This window comes from Pseudonocardia sp. OZ21 (genome assembly GCF_059359135.1).
The window spans coordinates 411673-427074 of record NZ_JCADBN010000001.1; the positions used below are offsets into that span (position 1 = coordinate 411673).

The 15402-nt window shown below is 68.8% G+C and carries 14 protein-coding genes; 9 read left to right on the forward strand and 5 right to left on the reverse strand.

Annotated elements, in window-relative coordinates; genetic code table 11:
* Window positions 1–21: 21 nt before the first annotated feature.
* Entirely contained in the window at window positions 22–1809 is a 1788-nt protein-coding gene (locus tag AC5L35_RS02040; protein ID WP_495057771.1) for a CocE/NonD family hydrolase, read from the forward strand.
* A gap of 36 nt (window positions 1810–1845) precedes the next feature.
* Here the strand turns inward: AC5L35_RS02040 and AC5L35_RS02045 are convergent, their stop codons facing one another.
* The 4 genes from AC5L35_RS02045 to AC5L35_RS02060 form a co-directional block, all read right to left on the reverse strand.
* Window positions 1846–2022, reverse strand: a complete 177-nt coding sequence (locus tag AC5L35_RS02045; RefSeq protein ID WP_495057772.1) for a hypothetical protein — start codon at window positions 2020–2022, stop codon at window positions 1846–1848.
* A 119-nt stretch (window positions 2023–2141) separates the two neighbouring features.
* Complete coding sequence (locus AC5L35_RS02050; RefSeq protein ID WP_495057773.1) at window positions 2142–3173, reverse strand: C40 family peptidase; 1032 nt, start codon at window positions 3171–3173, stop codon at window positions 2142–2144.
* 14 nt (window positions 3174–3187) lie between these two features.
* Window positions 3188–4294, reverse strand: a complete 1107-nt coding sequence (locus AC5L35_RS02055; RefSeq protein ID WP_495057774.1) for a dipeptide epimerase — start codon at window positions 4292–4294, stop codon at window positions 3188–3190.
* A gap of 137 nt (window positions 4295–4431) precedes the next feature.
* Complete coding sequence (locus tag AC5L35_RS02060) at window positions 4432–4752, reverse strand: DUF3870 domain-containing protein (RefSeq protein WP_495057775.1); 321 nt, start codon at window positions 4750–4752, stop codon at window positions 4432–4434.
* 111 nt (window positions 4753–4863) lie between these two features.
* On the opposite strand from AC5L35_RS02060, the gene AC5L35_RS02065 reads away from it, so the two are divergent.
* The 5 genes from AC5L35_RS02065 to AC5L35_RS02085 all read left to right on the forward strand — a co-directional run bounded on the left by AC5L35_RS02065 (window position 4864) and on the right by AC5L35_RS02085 (window position 10127).
* The gene (locus tag AC5L35_RS02065) at window positions 4864–5586 is read left to right on the forward strand and encodes an ABC transporter permease (RefSeq protein WP_495057776.1); all 723 of its coding nucleotides are present in this window, start codon (window positions 4864–4866) and stop codon (window positions 5584–5586) included.
* Window positions 5586–6740 carry a betaine/proline/choline family ABC transporter ATP-binding protein gene (locus tag AC5L35_RS02070; protein ID WP_495057777.1) on the forward strand — a complete coding sequence of 385 codons (1155 nt, stop codon included), beginning with the start codon at window positions 5586–5588 and terminating at the stop codon, window positions 6738–6740. The genes AC5L35_RS02065 and AC5L35_RS02070 overlap by 1 nt, the downstream gene beginning before the upstream one ends.
* Window positions 6737–7534 carry an ABC transporter permease gene (locus AC5L35_RS02075; protein WP_495057778.1) on the forward strand — a complete coding sequence of 266 codons (798 nt, stop codon included), beginning with the start codon at window positions 6737–6739 and terminating at the stop codon, window positions 7532–7534. The genes AC5L35_RS02070 and AC5L35_RS02075 overlap by 4 nt, the downstream gene beginning before the upstream one ends.
* Window positions 7535–7567: 33 nt before the next feature.
* The gene (locus tag AC5L35_RS02080; protein ID WP_495057779.1) at window positions 7568–8557 is read left to right on the forward strand and encodes a glycine betaine ABC transporter substrate-binding protein; all 990 of its coding nucleotides are present in this window, start codon (window positions 7568–7570) and stop codon (window positions 8555–8557) included.
* Window positions 8558–8972: 415 nt separating this feature from the next.
* Entirely contained in the window at window positions 8973–10127 is a 1155-nt protein-coding gene (locus tag AC5L35_RS02085) for a low temperature requirement protein A (protein ID WP_495057780.1), read from the forward strand.
* A gap of 6 nt (window positions 10128–10133) precedes the next feature.
* Here the strand turns inward: AC5L35_RS02085 and AC5L35_RS02090 are convergent, their stop codons facing one another.
* The gene (locus AC5L35_RS02090) at window positions 10134–11048 is read right to left on the reverse strand and encodes an RNA polymerase sigma-70 factor (protein WP_495057781.1); all 915 of its coding nucleotides are present in this window, start codon (window positions 11046–11048) and stop codon (window positions 10134–10136) included.
* A gap of 177 nt (window positions 11049–11225) precedes the next feature.
* On the opposite strand from AC5L35_RS02090, the gene AC5L35_RS02095 reads away from it, so the two are divergent.
* From AC5L35_RS02095 to AC5L35_RS02105, 3 genes are all read left to right on the forward strand, one after another.
* Entirely contained in the window at window positions 11226–11711 is a 486-nt protein-coding gene (locus AC5L35_RS02095) for a carboxymuconolactone decarboxylase family protein (RefSeq protein WP_495057782.1), read from the forward strand.
* Between the two features lie 59 nt (window positions 11712–11770).
* On the forward strand, window positions 11771–12607 hold the full coding sequence (locus AC5L35_RS02100; RefSeq protein WP_495057783.1) for a dienelactone hydrolase family protein: 837 nt from the start codon (window positions 11771–11773) through the stop codon (window positions 12605–12607).
* Between the two features lie 740 nt (window positions 12608–13347).
* Window positions 13348–15189: a DUF262 domain-containing protein gene (locus tag AC5L35_RS02105; protein WP_495057784.1), complete on the forward strand. Its 1842-nt coding sequence runs from the start codon at window positions 13348–13350 to the stop codon at window positions 15187–15189.
* Window positions 15190–15402: the final 213 nt, after the last annotated feature.

Genomic DNA, 15402 nt, shown 5'->3' on the forward strand with positions numbered 1-15402 from the left:
CACGAACGAGAGAAGAAGGCCGTGACTCAGCACAAGACCGAGGTCCGCGACGGGATGCGCGTCGAATGGGACGTGCCCATCCGGATGGACGACGGCGTGGTGCTGCGCGCGGACGTGTTCCGGCCGGTGGAGGACGGCCGGTATCCGGTGATCATGAATCACGGCCCGTACGCGAAGGGCCTGTCGTTCCAGGCGGGCTTCCCCGGCATGTGGGGGCCGTTGTCCACGAAGTACCCGGACGCCGTGGCCGGGTCGTCGAACAAGTACCAGAACTGGGAGACCGCGGACCCCGAGAAATGGGTGCCGGACGGCTACATCTGCGTGCGGGTGGACTCGCGGGGCGCCGGGCACTCCCCCGGCCGCCTCGACATCTTCTCCCCGCGGGAGACGCGCGACTACTACGAGTGCATCGAGTGGGCGGGCACCCAGCCGTGGAGCAACGGCAAGGTAGGTCTGCTGGGGATCTCCTACTACGCGGCGAACCAGTGGGAGGTCGCGGCACTGCAGCCGCCGCACCTCGCGGCCATCTGCCCGTGGGAGGGCGCGAGTGACCACTACCGCGAGTTCACCCACCACGCCGGCATCCTCAACACCTTCGTCTCCGTCTGGTACCCGGTGCAGGTGTCGGCGGTGCAGCACGGCGGGGGCGGGCGCGGCGACCGGAACCCCAACACCGGGGAGCCGATCGCGGGCCCCGACGCCCTGTCGGACGAGGAGCTGGCCGCCAACCGCGGAGACGCGCCCGCCGAGTTGCTGGCCCACCCCTTCGACGACTCGTACTACCAGGAACGTTCGGCACAGCTCGACAAGATCACCGTCCCGCTGCTGTCGGCCACCAACTGGGCTCACCACCTGCACACGCGAGGCGGCTTCGAGGGCTACGCCCGTGTCTCCTCGAACGACAGGTGGCTGGAGGTCCACGGGCTCGAGCACTTCACCGAGTTCTACACCGACTACGGCGTGGCCCTGCAGAAGCGGTTCTTCGGGCACTTCCTCAAGGACGAGGACACGGGCTGGGACCAGCAGCCGCCGGTCCAGCTCAACGTCCGGCACGTCGACGGCAGCTTCGAGCTCCGCGCCGAGCAGGAGTGGCCGCTCGCGCGCACCCGGTGGACCGCCCTGCACCTGCACCCGGACGGCGTCCTGGCCGAGGAGCCGCCGACGGAGACCGCGAGCGTCGGGTTCGAGGCGCTCGGCGAGGGCCTGACCTTCACCACCGGGCCGTTCACCGAGGACACCGAGATCACCGGGCCTGCCGCCGCCCGCCTCTTCGCGTCCTCCTCCACCACCGACGCCGACCTGTTCCTCACGCTGCGCGTGCTGGACCCGGACGGCACCGACGTCACGTTCGTCAGCGCGCTGGACCCGGCCGGCGTCGTCGGGGCCGGCTGGCTCCGCGCGTCCCACCGTGCCCTCGACCCCGCGCTCAGCCTGCCCTACCGGCCCTGGCACCCCCACAACCGTTCCGAGCCCCTCACCCCGGGCGAGACCGTGCCGCTGGACGTCGAGATCTGGCCCACCTCGGTGGTCGTCCCGGCCGGCTACCGGCTCGCGCTCACCGTGCAGGGCCGCGACTTCGAGCTCCCCGGCGAGGGGCCGTGGCCGGCCACGTACGGCATCACGATGAAGGGCCACGGCATGTTCGTGCACACCGATCCCGTCGACCGCCCGGCCGACGTCTACGGCGGCACCACCACTCTCGCCTTCGGCCCGGACCGGCAGCCCGCGCTGCTGCTGCCCGTCATCCCCGCGGGCGACCGGTCCCCCGGCGTGCGGCGCGGCCCCTTCCCCGGCGCTCGACGGTCGTGAGCACCGGCGGGCAGGCCCGGCCAGGGCGATGAGCCGTCAGCCGGGCGGCGGGCCCGTCCGGTAGCGCGCCGCCGTGGTCTTGCTCGCCCGCTCCCTCGACTCCCGATGACGCCGTTCGACGGCCTGCCGCAGCCGCTCCATCGCGGCCGGGTCGGCGACCTGCCGACAGGTGCAGTCAGTAGGGAGGAACCACCCACAGCGCCCGCAGATCATCGCCGATCTCCTTCCGCACCCGGGGAGGACAGCCGACTGCTGTGCGGCGAGGCGCCGATCACGCCGTGTCGGTTCCCCGGTCCCGTCCCTGGAGGAAACGCGGCGTGAACGCGGGTGGTTCAGGCGATGTCGACCGTGCTGCCGCCGTCCATCTGGATGCGCCTGGCGCCGGCGAACTCGTGTCCGGTGTCCCACTGCTTCCAGTCGACGATCTGCACGGACACGGCGGCGTTCGGCGAGTGGATCATCTGGCCGTCACCGATGTACATGCCCACGTGGTGCACGCTGCCGACCCCTCCCGGCTGGGCGAAGAACAACAGGTCACCCGGTTGCAGATCGTCGGCCGCCACCGCCGTGCCGAACCTCGACTGGGGCCCCGAGTCACGCGGGATGTCGATCCCGTGCGCGCGGTAGACGGTGTAGGTGAATCCCGAGCAGTCCAGGCCGTAGGCGGAGACGCCCGCCCACAGGTAGCGCAGGCCCAGGAACGTCTTCCCGGTGGCGACGAGATCCTCGCCGGTCGGCGTGGCGGGCTTCTCGCCCGGCGCGTAGATGTCGACGGCGTCCCGGCCGAGCCAGGCGGCGGAACCGTCGGGCAGGGCGACCCGGACGCCCTCGCGGGTCTGCGCGAGAACCGGCAGCCGGGTGGCGAAGCTGATCTCCTGTTGCGGCTTCTTGCCGTTCGGGGTGGCGCTCAGCCACGTCCTCGTGTCGGTGACGACCGCCCGGTCCAGGTTCTTCGTGTCGGCGCCGAACTCGTCGTTCTCGACGAGCTGACGGACCGGGACCCAGCCGGGGTAGCCGCGGGCGTCGCGCGGCGTGTGCTGGTCGAGGACCAGCACGTGCGCCCAGTCGCCCGCGACCTCGGTGACCTCGACCTCCGAGCCGAGCACGGCCTGGGTCTCCAGGTTGCCGGTGAGCCACCGCCGCGTCTCGGTGTCCTCCATGTTCCTGTTCCACTGGTCCAGGTCGACGGGATTGCCGAGCGCCGGGGCGTCCAGGTCCCGGGGCCGGTCGGGCGCCACCCACAGCGTCGCAACGGTCACGTTCACGAAGGCGTGGTCGCCTGCCTCGAGTCCGCCCGGTGCCGGGGCGGCCGCGGCCGTTCCTGTGATCGAGCACAGCAGCCCCACCGAGAGTGCACCTACCACTGTTCGTCGACCTCTCACCGTCGAGCCCTTTCTGTCACGAGATGCGTGTCGAAACCCAGCCCGGGACCCGGGCCGAGGTGCATGTCGGCTCCGCGCATGGCGTAACCGCCGGCCAGGTCGACGTCGTCGATCCATTCGGCCGAATCCAGATCCACCAACGTGATGGCCGGGTGGACGGCGGCCACATGGGCGGCTGCTGTGATGGAGATCCGCGGCTCCATCATGGCGCCGATCATGCATTCGAGCCCGGCGGCCCTGGCGACGTCCGCGATGGCCAGCGCCTGTCCGATCCCGCCGCACTTGGCGAGCTTGATGTTGAGCAGATCCGCTGCGCGGCGTTCCGCGATCTCGAAGGCGTCGTGCGGTGCGGCGATCGACTCGTCGGCCATGATCGGGACGTCGACGGCCGCGGTGACCGCGGCCAGGCCTTTCAGGTCGTGTCCGGCCACGGGCTGCTCCACCAGCTGCAGCGGGATACCCGCGTCCTCGATGGCCCGGATCACGCGGATCGCGGTCTTCACGTCCCAGCCCTGGTTCGCGTCCAGCCGGAACTCCGCGGCCGGCACGGCCCGGTGCACCGCCTCCAGCCGCTCGAGGTCGGCCCGCCGGTCGCGGCCGAGCTTGATCTTCAGCACGTCGAACCCCTGGCCATGGGCCGCCACGGCCGCCTGGGCCATGGCCTGCGGCGTGTCCAGGCTGATGGTCATGTCGGTGCGCAGCACCGTCGCGGCGTCCCCGCCGAGGGCCTCGGCCAGCGGCAGATCGAGCGTGCGGGCCCAGGCATCGTGCAGGGCCACGTCCGCGGCCGCCTTGGCGCTGGGGTTTCCGACGCAGGATGCGGCGATTGCTTCGGCGTTCTCCCGCAGGCTGCGGCCGCCGCCCGGGTCGGTCAGTGCTTGTCCGATGGGGTCGTTCAGCGCCCCCAGCATGGAGGCGACCGACTCACCGGTGACGCCGAACGTCTGCGCCGCCGTGCCGTGTCCGACGGTGCCGTCGGCCAGCTCGACCTCCACGAGCACGCCGGTGACGACGTCGACCCGGCGGCGCGAGGTGATGAACGGGCGGGTGAGCGGCGCGGAGTAGGGCCAGGCCCGCAGCTCCCGGACCGCCGTGAGTCCCATGTCCTGACACAACCCTTCCCTCGAACCGGTGGCAGACGCGAAGAAGCCGGGCACGGGCGCGGGCCCATCCGTTCGCGCGTGTCCGACTGGGTCTGGGTCCGGTGGGGACCAGGCAATCGAAGCGGTCTACGCCGGCTTCAGTCCGAGGACAGGCCGGCGATGCTGCGGTACTTCACGACGGCGTTGTGGAACGCCGCGGTCAGTGCCCGCTGCGAGGAGCCGTGATACCGGGTGGTGATCTGCTCCGTCAGGCGACCTTCGTCCGTGATGCACTCCCGGACGAACAAGCTCCTGACGAAGTCCTTCGTCAGGGCCAACGTCGCCGAGCATTCTGCATCCAGGATGCGGTGGGTGTCCGGCTCGATCACGAACGCCACGAAGAACAGACCGAACCGGGTGGTGATCGGGTTGTTCGACGGAGCCTTCGCCTCGCCCACGACGAAGATCGATGCGGACACCGCGAGATACTAAGCATTCCTCACGACAAATGGCGACGCGGCGCGCCGACGTTACATGACCGTCATCAGGCCCCGACGTGCACGGACCGGTACCCAGGTAGGTAGGTTCCGTTGGTCGGGCCATCGAGGCGCCGATCCGCACACCGACCTCCACCCGGGGGGCCGTCCGACCGCCAAGGAGCCGCGATCAGCTTCCCGGAGTACGTCCTCGACCACTACGACCGGCTCCTCGAGCTGTCTCTCGAGCACCTCGCCGTCGTGCTCGCGGGGCTCCTCGTCGGCAGCGTGGTCGGACTGGCGCTGGGCATGGCCGTGCACCGCAGGCCACGGGCCCGGTCGGCGGCCGTCAACGTCTGCGGGCTGATCCTCACCGTGCCGTCGCTGGCGATGTACGCGCTGCTGCTCGCGCTGCTGGGCACCATCGGGACCCTGCCGGTGGTCGTCGCGCTGGCGCTGTACTCGCTGCTGCCGATCGTGCGCAACACGGTCACCGGGCTGAACGGGGTCGACCCTGCGGTCGTCGAGGCCGCCCAGGGGGTCGGGATGGGGCGCTGGCGCCGGCTGGTGAGCATCGAACTGCCGCTCGCGTGGCCGGTCGTGGTCACCGGGGTACGGGTGTCCGCGGTGCTGCTGGTGGGGGTGGCGGCGCTGGGCCCGATCATCGGCGGCCCCGGGCTGGGCGAGCTGATCTTCTCCGGGCTCCGGGTGATCACCAGCCCGAACGCGGTCAACCTCGCCCTCATGGGCACGCTCGGTGTCGTGCTCGTCGGAATGCTCCTCGACGGCGCGTTCCTCGTACTGACCCGTCTGACCACGTCGAGGGGAATCCGCTGATGGCCGCCATGATCGAGCTGGAACAGCTGACCAAGCGGTACCCCGGCCAGCAGGCTCCCGCGGTCGACTCCCTCGACCTGACGATCGCCGAGGGCGAGATCGTCATCCTCGTCGGGCCCTCGGGCTGCGGGAAGACCACGACCCTCAAGATGATCAACCGGATCATCGAGCCGTCGTCGGGGATCATCCGCCTGCAGGGCGAGGACGTGACCAGCGCGAACCCCGACCACCTCCGCCGCCGCATCGGCTACGTCATCCAGCAGGTCGGTCTCTTCCCCCACCAGACCATCGGCCGCAACATCACCACGGTCCCCCGCTTGCTCGGGTGGTCGCAGCAGCGGATCGACGACCGGCTCGACGAGCTCATGCACCTCGTGGGCATGGACCCCGGGACCTACCGGGACCGGTATCCCAAGGAGCTCTCCGGCGGCCAGCGCCAGCGGGTCGGAGTGGCGCGCGCGCTCGCCGCGGACCCGCCGGTGATGCTGATGGACGAGCCGTTCGGCGCGCTCGACCCGATCAGCCGCGAACGCCTCCAGAACGAGTTCCTCCGCCTGCAGGAGGAGATCCGCAAGACCATCGTCTTCGTCACCCACGACATCGACGAGGCGATCACGATGGGCGACCGGATCGCCATCCTCCGCGAAGGGTCGACGGTCGCGCAGTACGACACCCCGGAGACGGTGCTCGCCGCACCTGCCGACGACTTCGTGCGGGAGTTCATCGGCTCCGGTGCCTCGCTCAAACGCCTCGGACTCGCGCGGGTACGCGACGTCGAGCTCGGGCAGTGGCCGACGTCCCCGATCGGCTCCGGGCGGGAGGCGGCGATCAGCGCGCTCGCGTCGTCCGGGCACGGATCGGTGCTGCTGCTCGACGACCGACGCAGGCCGCGGCGCTGGGTGGAGGCCGGTGAGCTGGAGCAATCCGGCTCCCTCGAGCGACTGGGCGTGGAGGTGCGCGGCATCGTCGAGCCCACCGCCACGCTGGCCGAGGCGCTGGACGCGATGGTGGGCAGCCGGGTGGGGGCCGTGGTCGTCGTCGACGGCTCCGGGGCGCTGCTGGGCACCGTCGACATGCGGGTGATCATGGCCGCGGTCGAGACCATGCGCACCGACGCTCACGAGCAGGCCCCCGAAGAGGTGCCGTCGCGGTGAGCCTCGGCATCGAGGATCCGTACGCCCGCACCGACACGGAGGCCGCCGAGCAGCGTCCGCGCGCCTCGCGGGCTGCGCGGTGGCGCCGCTACCTCGGTGTGCCCGCGCTGCTGACGCTCGTCTGCGTCGCCGTGGCGGTCTACGTCGCGTTCGCCGACCTCGACGACGTCGAGCGCCGCCTGCTCACCTTCGACGGCCTCCGCACCGCCGTTCTCGTGCACCTGCAGCTCGTCGGCCTCTCGACGGTGCTCGTCATCGTCCTCGCGGTGCCACTGGGAATCCTCGTCACGAGGCCGTGGGCGCGCCGGCTGACCCCGATCGTCGTCGGGCTGGGTAACATCGCGCAGTCGGTGCCCTCGCTCGGGGTGATCGTCCTGTTCGCGATCCTGTTCGCCCCCGGCTTCCGCGGCGCCGTCGTCGCGCTGGTCGTCTACGCGTTCCTGCCCATCCTGCGCAACACGATCGTCGGACTGCAGCAGATCGACCCGTTCGTCGTGGAGTCGGCCCGTGGCATGGGCATGTCGAGCAACCGGGTGCTGCGGGAGATCGAACTGCCGCTCGCGGTGCCGGTCATCCTCGCCGGCGTGCGCACCGCGGCCGTGATCAACGTCGGAACGGCCACGATCGGTGCACTCACCAACGCCGGGGGGCTCGGCAGCATCGTCTACGGCGGCATCGTGCAGAGCCGCACACCGGTGATCGTGGTCGCGAGCATCCTCACCGCGGTGCTCGCCCTGCTCGTCGACCACGTCCTCGGTGTGACAGAGGACGTCCTCCGGCCCCGTGGCCTCTAGCGTCAACGTTCATCAACCACCGAAGGAGGCGCTGTGACTTCCAGAGCCACAACCCGATCGCACCGTGTGCTCGGCGCGCTCGCACTGGCCGGCGTGCTCGCACTGTCGGCATGCAGCAGCGGGTCGGGCGGAGCGGGCGGTGGTGACACCGGCGACTCGGTCGCGGCCGGCGTCCACCTGGCGGGCACCCAGATCGCCGTGGGCTCCAAGGAGTTCACCGAGCAGCTGATCCTCGGGCAGGTCGCCGTGCAGGCGCTCAAGGCCGCAGGCGCCACGGTGGACGACCGCACGGGCCTCGTCGGCACCCCGGTCGTGCGCGGCGCGCTGCAGTCGGGCCAGATCGACATGTACTGGGAGTACACGGGCACCGCATGGCTCGGGCCGCTCGGCAACACCGACCCCGTCGCGGGCGAGCAGGCCCAGTTCGACGCGGTCAAGAAGGCCGACGCCGCCAACGGGATCACCTGGTTCGCCATGGCCGGCGCCAACAACGCCTACGCGCTCGCCGCGAACCCCGACGCCGCGAAGGAGTTCGGCGTCACCACCATCAGCGACTATGCCCGGTTGGCGCAGCAGAACCCGACGGCGGCCACTCTCTGCTCCGCCGCCGAGTTCCCCACGCGCAACGACGGCCTGCCCGCCGTCGAGAAGACCTACGGCTTCGACCTCCCCGACGCCGACGTGGCCGTTCTCGACTTCGGACTGGTCTACACGAGCGTGGCCGCACGCGAGCCGTGCAACTTCGCGGTCGTCTTCGGCACCGACGCCCAGGTGCTCCAGAACAAGCTCGTCGTCCTGAAGGACGACAAGCAGGCCCTGGCCACGTACAACGTCGCGGTCAGCATGCGTACGCAGACGTACCAGGCCAACGCGGCCGCCTACGACACCCTGTTCGGCGCGATCGCCACGGCGCTCACCACCGAACGCGCCACCCAGCTCAACGCGAAGGTCGACATCGACGGCGAGACGCCGGAGGACGCCGCCAAGGAGTTCCTCGTCGAGAACAGGATCATCAACGGGTGATCGTCCGGGCGTCCTCGCAGACCACGTGTGCTCGTCGCAGATGCGGTGGGCCCTGCGAAGAGCCTGCCGACTCTGCGAGGACGTGGTCGGGAGCGGTGCTCATGGTGCTCGGCGTGGCTCTGGTGCTGACCGCCGCGGGCGCCGCGACCAGCGCCGAGCTCCGCCGGTTCACCGGGGAGGACAGTGCGGACAGCCCCGCGGTCGGGTCACGTCGACCGTCGGAGTGACGAGTCCGCCGGACGATCCCTCCAGGTGGCGGCTCGACGACCGACATTCCTGTCACGTACCGGGACGCTGTGCTGTCCTCCGGAGGACGGACACTCGGCCCGACAGGAGCGAACTCGTGCCACCAGCAGGTACCCCTGGCCGTATCCGGGTCCGGATGACGGGCCGCCCGATCGACGAGCCACATCGCGTGTCCAGCCCGCTCGAGCTGCTGTTCGACCTCACCTTCGTGGTCGCGATCGCGGCCGTCACCGCCCAGTTCGCGCACAGCATCGCCGCCGGTCACGCCCTGGACGGGCTCGTGCTGTTCCTCCTGGTCTTCTTCTCGATCTGGTGGGCGTGGATGAACTTCACCTGGTTCGCCTCGTCCTACGACACCGACGACGTGCCCTACCGGCTGATGACCATGGTGCAGATGGGCGGCGTGCTGGTGCTCGCCGCCGGCGTGGCGCCCGCGGCCGACCACGACGACTTCCGCATCGTCACGCTCGGCTACCTCATCATGAGGATCGGGCTCGTCGCGCAATGGCTGAGGGTGGCGCTCGAGGACCCGCCGGGCCGGCGCACCGCGCTGCGCTATGCCGCCGGCATCACGATCCTGCAGGCGGGCTGGGTGCTGCGGCTCGTCTTCGTCGAGACGGGTGTCCTGACGTCCTGGTCCGTGCTGCTGCTGTTCTTCGTCGGCCTGGTCGTCCTCGAGCTCGCCGTGCCGAGGTGGGCGGAGCGGACCGGGGCCACCACGTGGCACCCGCATCACATCGCCGAGCGCTACGGCCTGTTCACGATCATCCTGCTCGGCGAGAGCGTCCTCTCCGCGACCACGGGAGTCGAAGGTGCGCTCGCGGAAGGTGGCGTCAGCAGGTCCTTCGTCACCGTCGCCGTCTCCGGTCTCGTGCTGCTGTTCGCCCTCTGGTGGCTCTACTTCCTCCAGCCGGCGGGCGAAGGCCTGAGCGGTCGCCGCCGCCGGTCCTACCTGTGGGGCTACGGCCACTACGGCATCTTCGCGTCGCTCGCCGCCCTCGGCGCCGGCCTCGAGGTCGCGGTCGAGCAGAGCGGGCACCACCTCGCGGCATCACCCCTCGTGATCAGTTACGCCGTCGCGATCCCGGTCGCCGTGTTCGTCACCCTGCTGCGGACGGTCCACGTGTGCCTCGTCGCGGCGCCCGTCATCCGTCCCGTCGTCCTGGTGAGCTGCGTCGTCGTGATCCTGCTGCTGCCGCTCGGCGCGCCGCAGCTCGGAGTGGCCGCCGTGCTGGCGGCGACCGCAGCCGTCTGTGTCCTGCTGGTCGCCGCCACCATCGCCCCGAGTCTGCGGATGAGGCCTCAGCTGGGGGTCGCCGCCTGAGCTCCGTCAGCGGCTCAGGGCGGTCTCCTGCTCCATGCGTGACAGCTTCTCGGGGTTGCGCACCGCGTAGAGCCCGGTGATGAGGCCGTCGTCGATGCGCACCGCCACGACGGTGTCGAGTTCGCCGTCGAGCCGGACGATCAGCGCCGGGTGGCCGTTGACCTGTGCCGGCTGCAGCGACGCCACGGGAGCGACCCTGCCCAGCCCGACGGTCAGCAGGCGGGCCACCTTGTCGGCCCCCACGATCGGCCGCGGCACGGCCTGCTTGACTCCGCCACCATCACCCAGGAGGACGACGTCCGGCGCGAGGATGTCGAGCAGGCGTTGCAGGTCGCCCGTCTCGATCGCCCGCTGGAACGCCTCGAGCGCGCCGCGGGTCTCGGCCGGCGAGACGACCCCGCGCGGGCGGCGTGCCGCCACGTGCGCCCGCGCCCGATGCGCGATCTGGCGGACCGCGGCCGGGCTCTTGTCCACCGCTTCCGCGATCTCGTCGTAGTCCAGGTCGAACACCTCGCGCAGCACGAACACCGCCCGCTCGGTCGGCCCGAGCGTCTCCAGCACCAGCAGCATCGCCATCGACACGCTGTCGGCCAACTCGACGTCCTCCGCCACGTCCGGCGCGGTGAGCAGCGGCTCGGGCAGCCAGGAGCCGACATAGGACTCCCTGCGCCTGCCCAGCGTGCGCAGCCGGGTGAGCGCCTGGCGGGTGGTGATCCGGACCAGGTAGGCCCGCTCATCCCGCACGATCCCGAGGTCGACGCCCACCCATCGCAGCCAGGTCTCCTGCAGGACGTCCTCCGCGTCGGCGGCCGAGCCGAGCATCTCGTACGCGACGGTGAACAGCAGGTTCCGGTGGGCGAGAAAGGCCGCGGTGGCGGGGTCCGGGCGGCCGTCCTGGTCGATCAGCGACGCGCCGGCCATGGATGGCTCCTCTTCACTCTCGACTGTGCCGGCCACCAGACCCCGGAGAGAGCCGTTCTGTGACACCGGATCGGCATGACACACGTCACAACGGCGAGGCTGTCACACAGATCGCGTCGCCGGCATCTCGTGGTCGCCCAGTGCGGAGCACGCACCACCACCAGTGAGGACGACGTCATGGACGCCCGGTTCAACCTGTTCGACAACGAGATCGCGGCCAAGTTCGGCAAGCGGTTCGCCAACGCCAGCATGGTGATCCAGCAGGCGGGACTGCCCAAGGCCACCCAGGAACTGGTGGCGATGCGGGCCAGCCAGATCAACGGCTGCGGCTTCTGCATCGACATGCACACCAAGGAGGCCATGGCCGCGGGCGAGACCACGGTCCGGCTCACCCTGGTCGCCGCCTGGCGCGAGGCCACCGTCTACACCGAGGCCGAGCGGGCCGCGCTCGCCCTCGCCGAGGAGGGCACCCGGCTCGCCGACGCCCACGACGGCGTGTCCGACGAGACCTGGGCCCAGGTGCGCAAGCACTACGACGACGACCAGATCGGCGCCCTGGTCGCGCTGGTCGCCCTGGTCAACGCGGCCAACCGGCTCAACGTGATCGTGCGCAGCCCGGCCGGTTCCTACGAGCCCGGCATGTTCGCAGCCATGACGAGCTGATCGACAGCCGGATCCCGGCCCGGCCCGGATCACCTGATCCGGGCCGGGATGATCCCGTCATGGCCTCGACAGCACCGGTTGCCGACCTGACCGGGTGGAACCACACGCCCGTCACCGGCTCCGGCATCACCCACGACTGCTTCGAGAAGGGCACGGGCCCCGGCGTCGTGCTGCTCCCCGAGGTCCCGGGGATCACCCCGGAGGTGCTCGCTCTCGCCGAACACCTCGTCGGCGAGGGGTTCACCATCGTGGTCCCGTCCCTGTACGGGACGCCGGGCCGGGCCGAGACAGTCGGGTACACGCTGCCGGTGATGGCCCGGCTGTGTGTCGCCGCCGAGTTCCGCGCGTTCGCCACCGACGCCCGCCGCCCGGTCGCCGACTACGTGCGCGCGCTCGCCCGCGACCTCGCAGGCCGGACCCCAGGAGCAGGGGTCGGGGTGATCGGCATGTGCTTCAGCGGCGGGTTCGCGCTCGCGGCCGCCGTCGACGACACGGTGCTCGCGTCCGTGCTCAGCCAGCCGTCCGTACCGCTCCCGCTCGGCGCGGCCCGCCGGGCAGACCCTGGCCTGTCGGCCGACGAGCTGGACCGCGTCGCCGAACGCACCACCACCGACGGCCTGTGTGTGCTCGGGCTGCGGTTCAGCGGGGACCGCCTCGCCCCGCCCGAGCGCTTCGCGGGCCTGCGTAAGCGACTCGGCGACGCGTTCGAGGTGATCGAGCTCGACGCGTCGCCCGGCAACGCCGCGGGCTTCCGCAGCGACGCGCACTCCGTCCTGACGAGGGAGGTCCGCGACACACCAGGACACCCGACGCTGGCCGCCCGGGCCCGGGTGACGGATTTTCTGCGCGACCGGCTGGCCCCGGCGACCCGGCCGGCACCACCGGAATCCCCGTAGGCAAAGTGTGGTGGGTGCAGCAAGGTCCGAACCTACGATTAAATCGTGGTAGATGAATGGGTTTCATGCCCAACATCGGGCGCCCGAAAGATCCAACCTAAATAATAGCAGTTCCGCCTTGGCGAACAAGCGTCTTTGTCTAAGAACGGAACCTTTGCGCCGCCAAGAAATGTGGCAGAATAGGCTAGTCCTGCGGGCGCGTCATGGTGCCGACGGCGTCATGGCTCGCGGACCAACCGTCAGCGTGAAGCGGGGAACCGGCTGGCGCCCTGTGGACAACGGTGAGGCCCTCGTCGGCGACGTGCTGGTACGCCCGGCTCAGTGTCTTGCGGGGATACTAAACTCGGCGACGAGCTCGACCCTCACTGGGCATCGAAACGTCGGCGCTGAAGTCATCACGGTCCACGCGTGCGCGCTGCGACGTGGCAACTGCGCCCCACGCGATATCCACCGAACGACCAGAAGACGCTTCTACGACGCGCCGACCTTAGCCCGGCAAGACCTCAATAGGCCCCGACGGACAAGCGCCGCGAGCGCAGAGCGGCCACGCGCAACCTCATAACGAGCAGCTGGTGTGCAGCCCGGACGGCGTCATCGCGCCGGGTGGCAACTTGCCGCCAGCGATCAAACGACGAATCTCATCCGCGACCTGACGGTACTTGCCCCGAGGCCGACCTGTTTGCTCCAACCTGCGGTGCCTGCAGCGTACTGATGGAGCGCTCAAGGCCGAGCCAGCGCGCATGCGCGGGTACTGGACGCAGGATCGTGCGACCCACCCGGATCACGTTCCGTCACGATCGATAGTGTGGTGCACTCGATCGAGCCAGACAGGCGGCAACGTGTCAGATCCGGGTTTCCTTCAGTACCAGGCAACGGGTATCGCCGGACTGCTACGGACGCAACTGTTGTCCGTCCCGTTCTACCAAAGGTCCTATTCTTGGCACATTGCTGACCCAAAGCCCCCAACGCGAGATGCCACTGACGACACCGACAAGTCACAAGTGGACGAATACTGGGAAGATTTACTCGCAGGCTTCGAAGGCAAGAAGAGCTATTTCCTCGGAACTGTAGTACTGGCGAACGATGGCGATGCGCCAGGTCGCAAAGTAGTAATTGACGGGCAACAGCGTCTCGCTACAACGTCGCTACTCGTTGCGGCCATACGCGATGAGCTCGAACGCCGAGGAGCTAGCGACTACGCAGCCTCAACTCAGAGCGAATTCATAGGAACGTTCGATCGAAGCGTTGGTTCAATGCAGCCACGCCTCATACTCAACAGCGACGATAGAGACTATTACAATCGGGCAATTCTCGATCGAGACCCGAATGCTGCGCCAGCGAACCATAGTCAGGAGCTACTGAGTCGCGCGCACCAGCGCCTAAGCGAGCGCGTCGCCGCCTTCGCCCGCGACGCCGTAGACTGGAAGGCGCATCTTAATGACTTGTTGACCTACGTGGACAAGGACGTACAGATTGTTGCAATCGACGTAGCAACGCAGGCTGACGCATTCCTAATCTTCGAGACCCTGAATGACCGCGGGGCGGATCTCACCGTCGCCGATCTTCTGAAGAACTACTTGTTCAGCCAGGCTGGCATGCGACTGGATGAAGTACGCGATTCTTGGGTGAAGACGCTAACAAACCTTGATCTCGACAAGGTTGGGAACCAGCGATTCACCAGCTTCGCAAGGCATCTTATGAGCTCGAAGTATGGTCGCACCCGCGAGCGCGAGCTGTATGCCCGCATTAGAAACTCTGTATCAGGACCAGCTCAAGCCGTTTCATTCGCACAGGAGCTTCGCGACTCATCGCGCGTGTACTACGCATTACTTACGGTCGATAGCGACTATTGGAGCGAATATGGCGAGTCCACACGGGCGGCGGCCCAGGTACTCATCGACCTCAACCTTGAACAATATAGACCACTCCTCTTAGCCGCACTGACGACCTTCGATAAAGCGGAAGTCGAACGATTCATGAACAGCATGGTCTCGTGGACGGTGCGAGGGATGGCAGGTGGCCTGCTTGGCGCCGGCTCGGCAGAATCAGCGTTTGGCGAAGCCGCGCGCGAAATCCGAGCAGGTAGGGTTACTACGACCGAGCATGTTCTCGGAATTAAACGAGTCTCGGAATTAATCCCATCCGATGCGGCCTTCCGCGCGGCATTCGTTAACTGGCGTATCAATCGAGGCGCAGTTGCGCGATATCTCCTTCGTGCAATCGAGACCGAGGTACGCGGCGAGCGCGAGCCCGAACTCGTCGTCAATCCGAACGTCGAGCATGTGAATCTTGAACATATCCTGCCCCAGTCGGCCAAGCCCGCCGAATGGGGACAGTTCCCGCCGGACGAGCTCAAGCTATGGGCACATCGCCTCGGAAATATGTGCCTGCTGCAGAAGGGCCCGAATGGCCGAATCGGCAACAAGGCATGGACCGTGAAGGCTCCGGTTTTGAGTGCTTCCAAATTGAAGACGACATCGCGCCTCGGATCAGTCGAACTGTGGGACTCGAACGCGATCACGCGCAACCAGGAAGAGATGGCAGAGATCGCGCTACGTGTCTGGCCAAGAGATCCGCGCTAGGTTGTACCGAACTCAGCGAGCCCACAAGACCAGCCGCCCGGCGATAGTGGCGCTCGCGCAGCCAACGCCGACCAGCCTTTGCATCGAGACCCCACATCTTTGAACATCCAGGAATTCGTTTCAGACCCGACAAGGGGATTCGGCTTGTCCGACGGTGCTGGCCTCCGTGAGCACGCTGTTCGCCGCCGCGAGGCGTTCACCCACGAAGACGGC

Excerpts from the sequence above, each read along its gene's own strand:
- AC5L35_RS02045 (WP_495057772.1), bottom strand. The coding sequence starts at position 2,022 with ATGATCTGCGGGCGCTGTGGGTGGTTCCTCCCTACTGACTGCACCTGT.
- AC5L35_RS02055 (WP_495057774.1), bottom strand. The coding sequence starts at position 4,294 with ATGGGACTCACGGCGGTCCGGGAGCTGCGGGCCTGGCCCTACTCCGCG.
- AC5L35_RS02070 (WP_495057777.1), top strand. The coding sequence starts at position 5,586 with ATGGCCGCCATGATCGAGCTGGAACAGCTGACCAAGCGGTACCCCGGC.
- AC5L35_RS02090 (WP_495057781.1), bottom strand. The coding sequence starts at position 11,048 with ATGGCCGGCGCGTCGCTGATCGACCAGGACGGCCGCCCGGACCCCGCC.
- AC5L35_RS02095 (WP_495057782.1), top strand. The coding sequence starts at position 11,226 with ATGGACGCCCGGTTCAACCTGTTCGACAACGAGATCGCGGCCAAGTTC.
- AC5L35_RS02100 (WP_495057783.1), top strand. The coding sequence starts at position 11,771 with ATGGCCTCGACAGCACCGGTTGCCGACCTGACCGGGTGGAACCACACG.
- AC5L35_RS02105 (WP_495057784.1), top strand. The coding sequence starts at position 13,348 with ATGCGCGGGTACTGGACGCAGGATCGTGCGACCCACCCGGATCACGTT.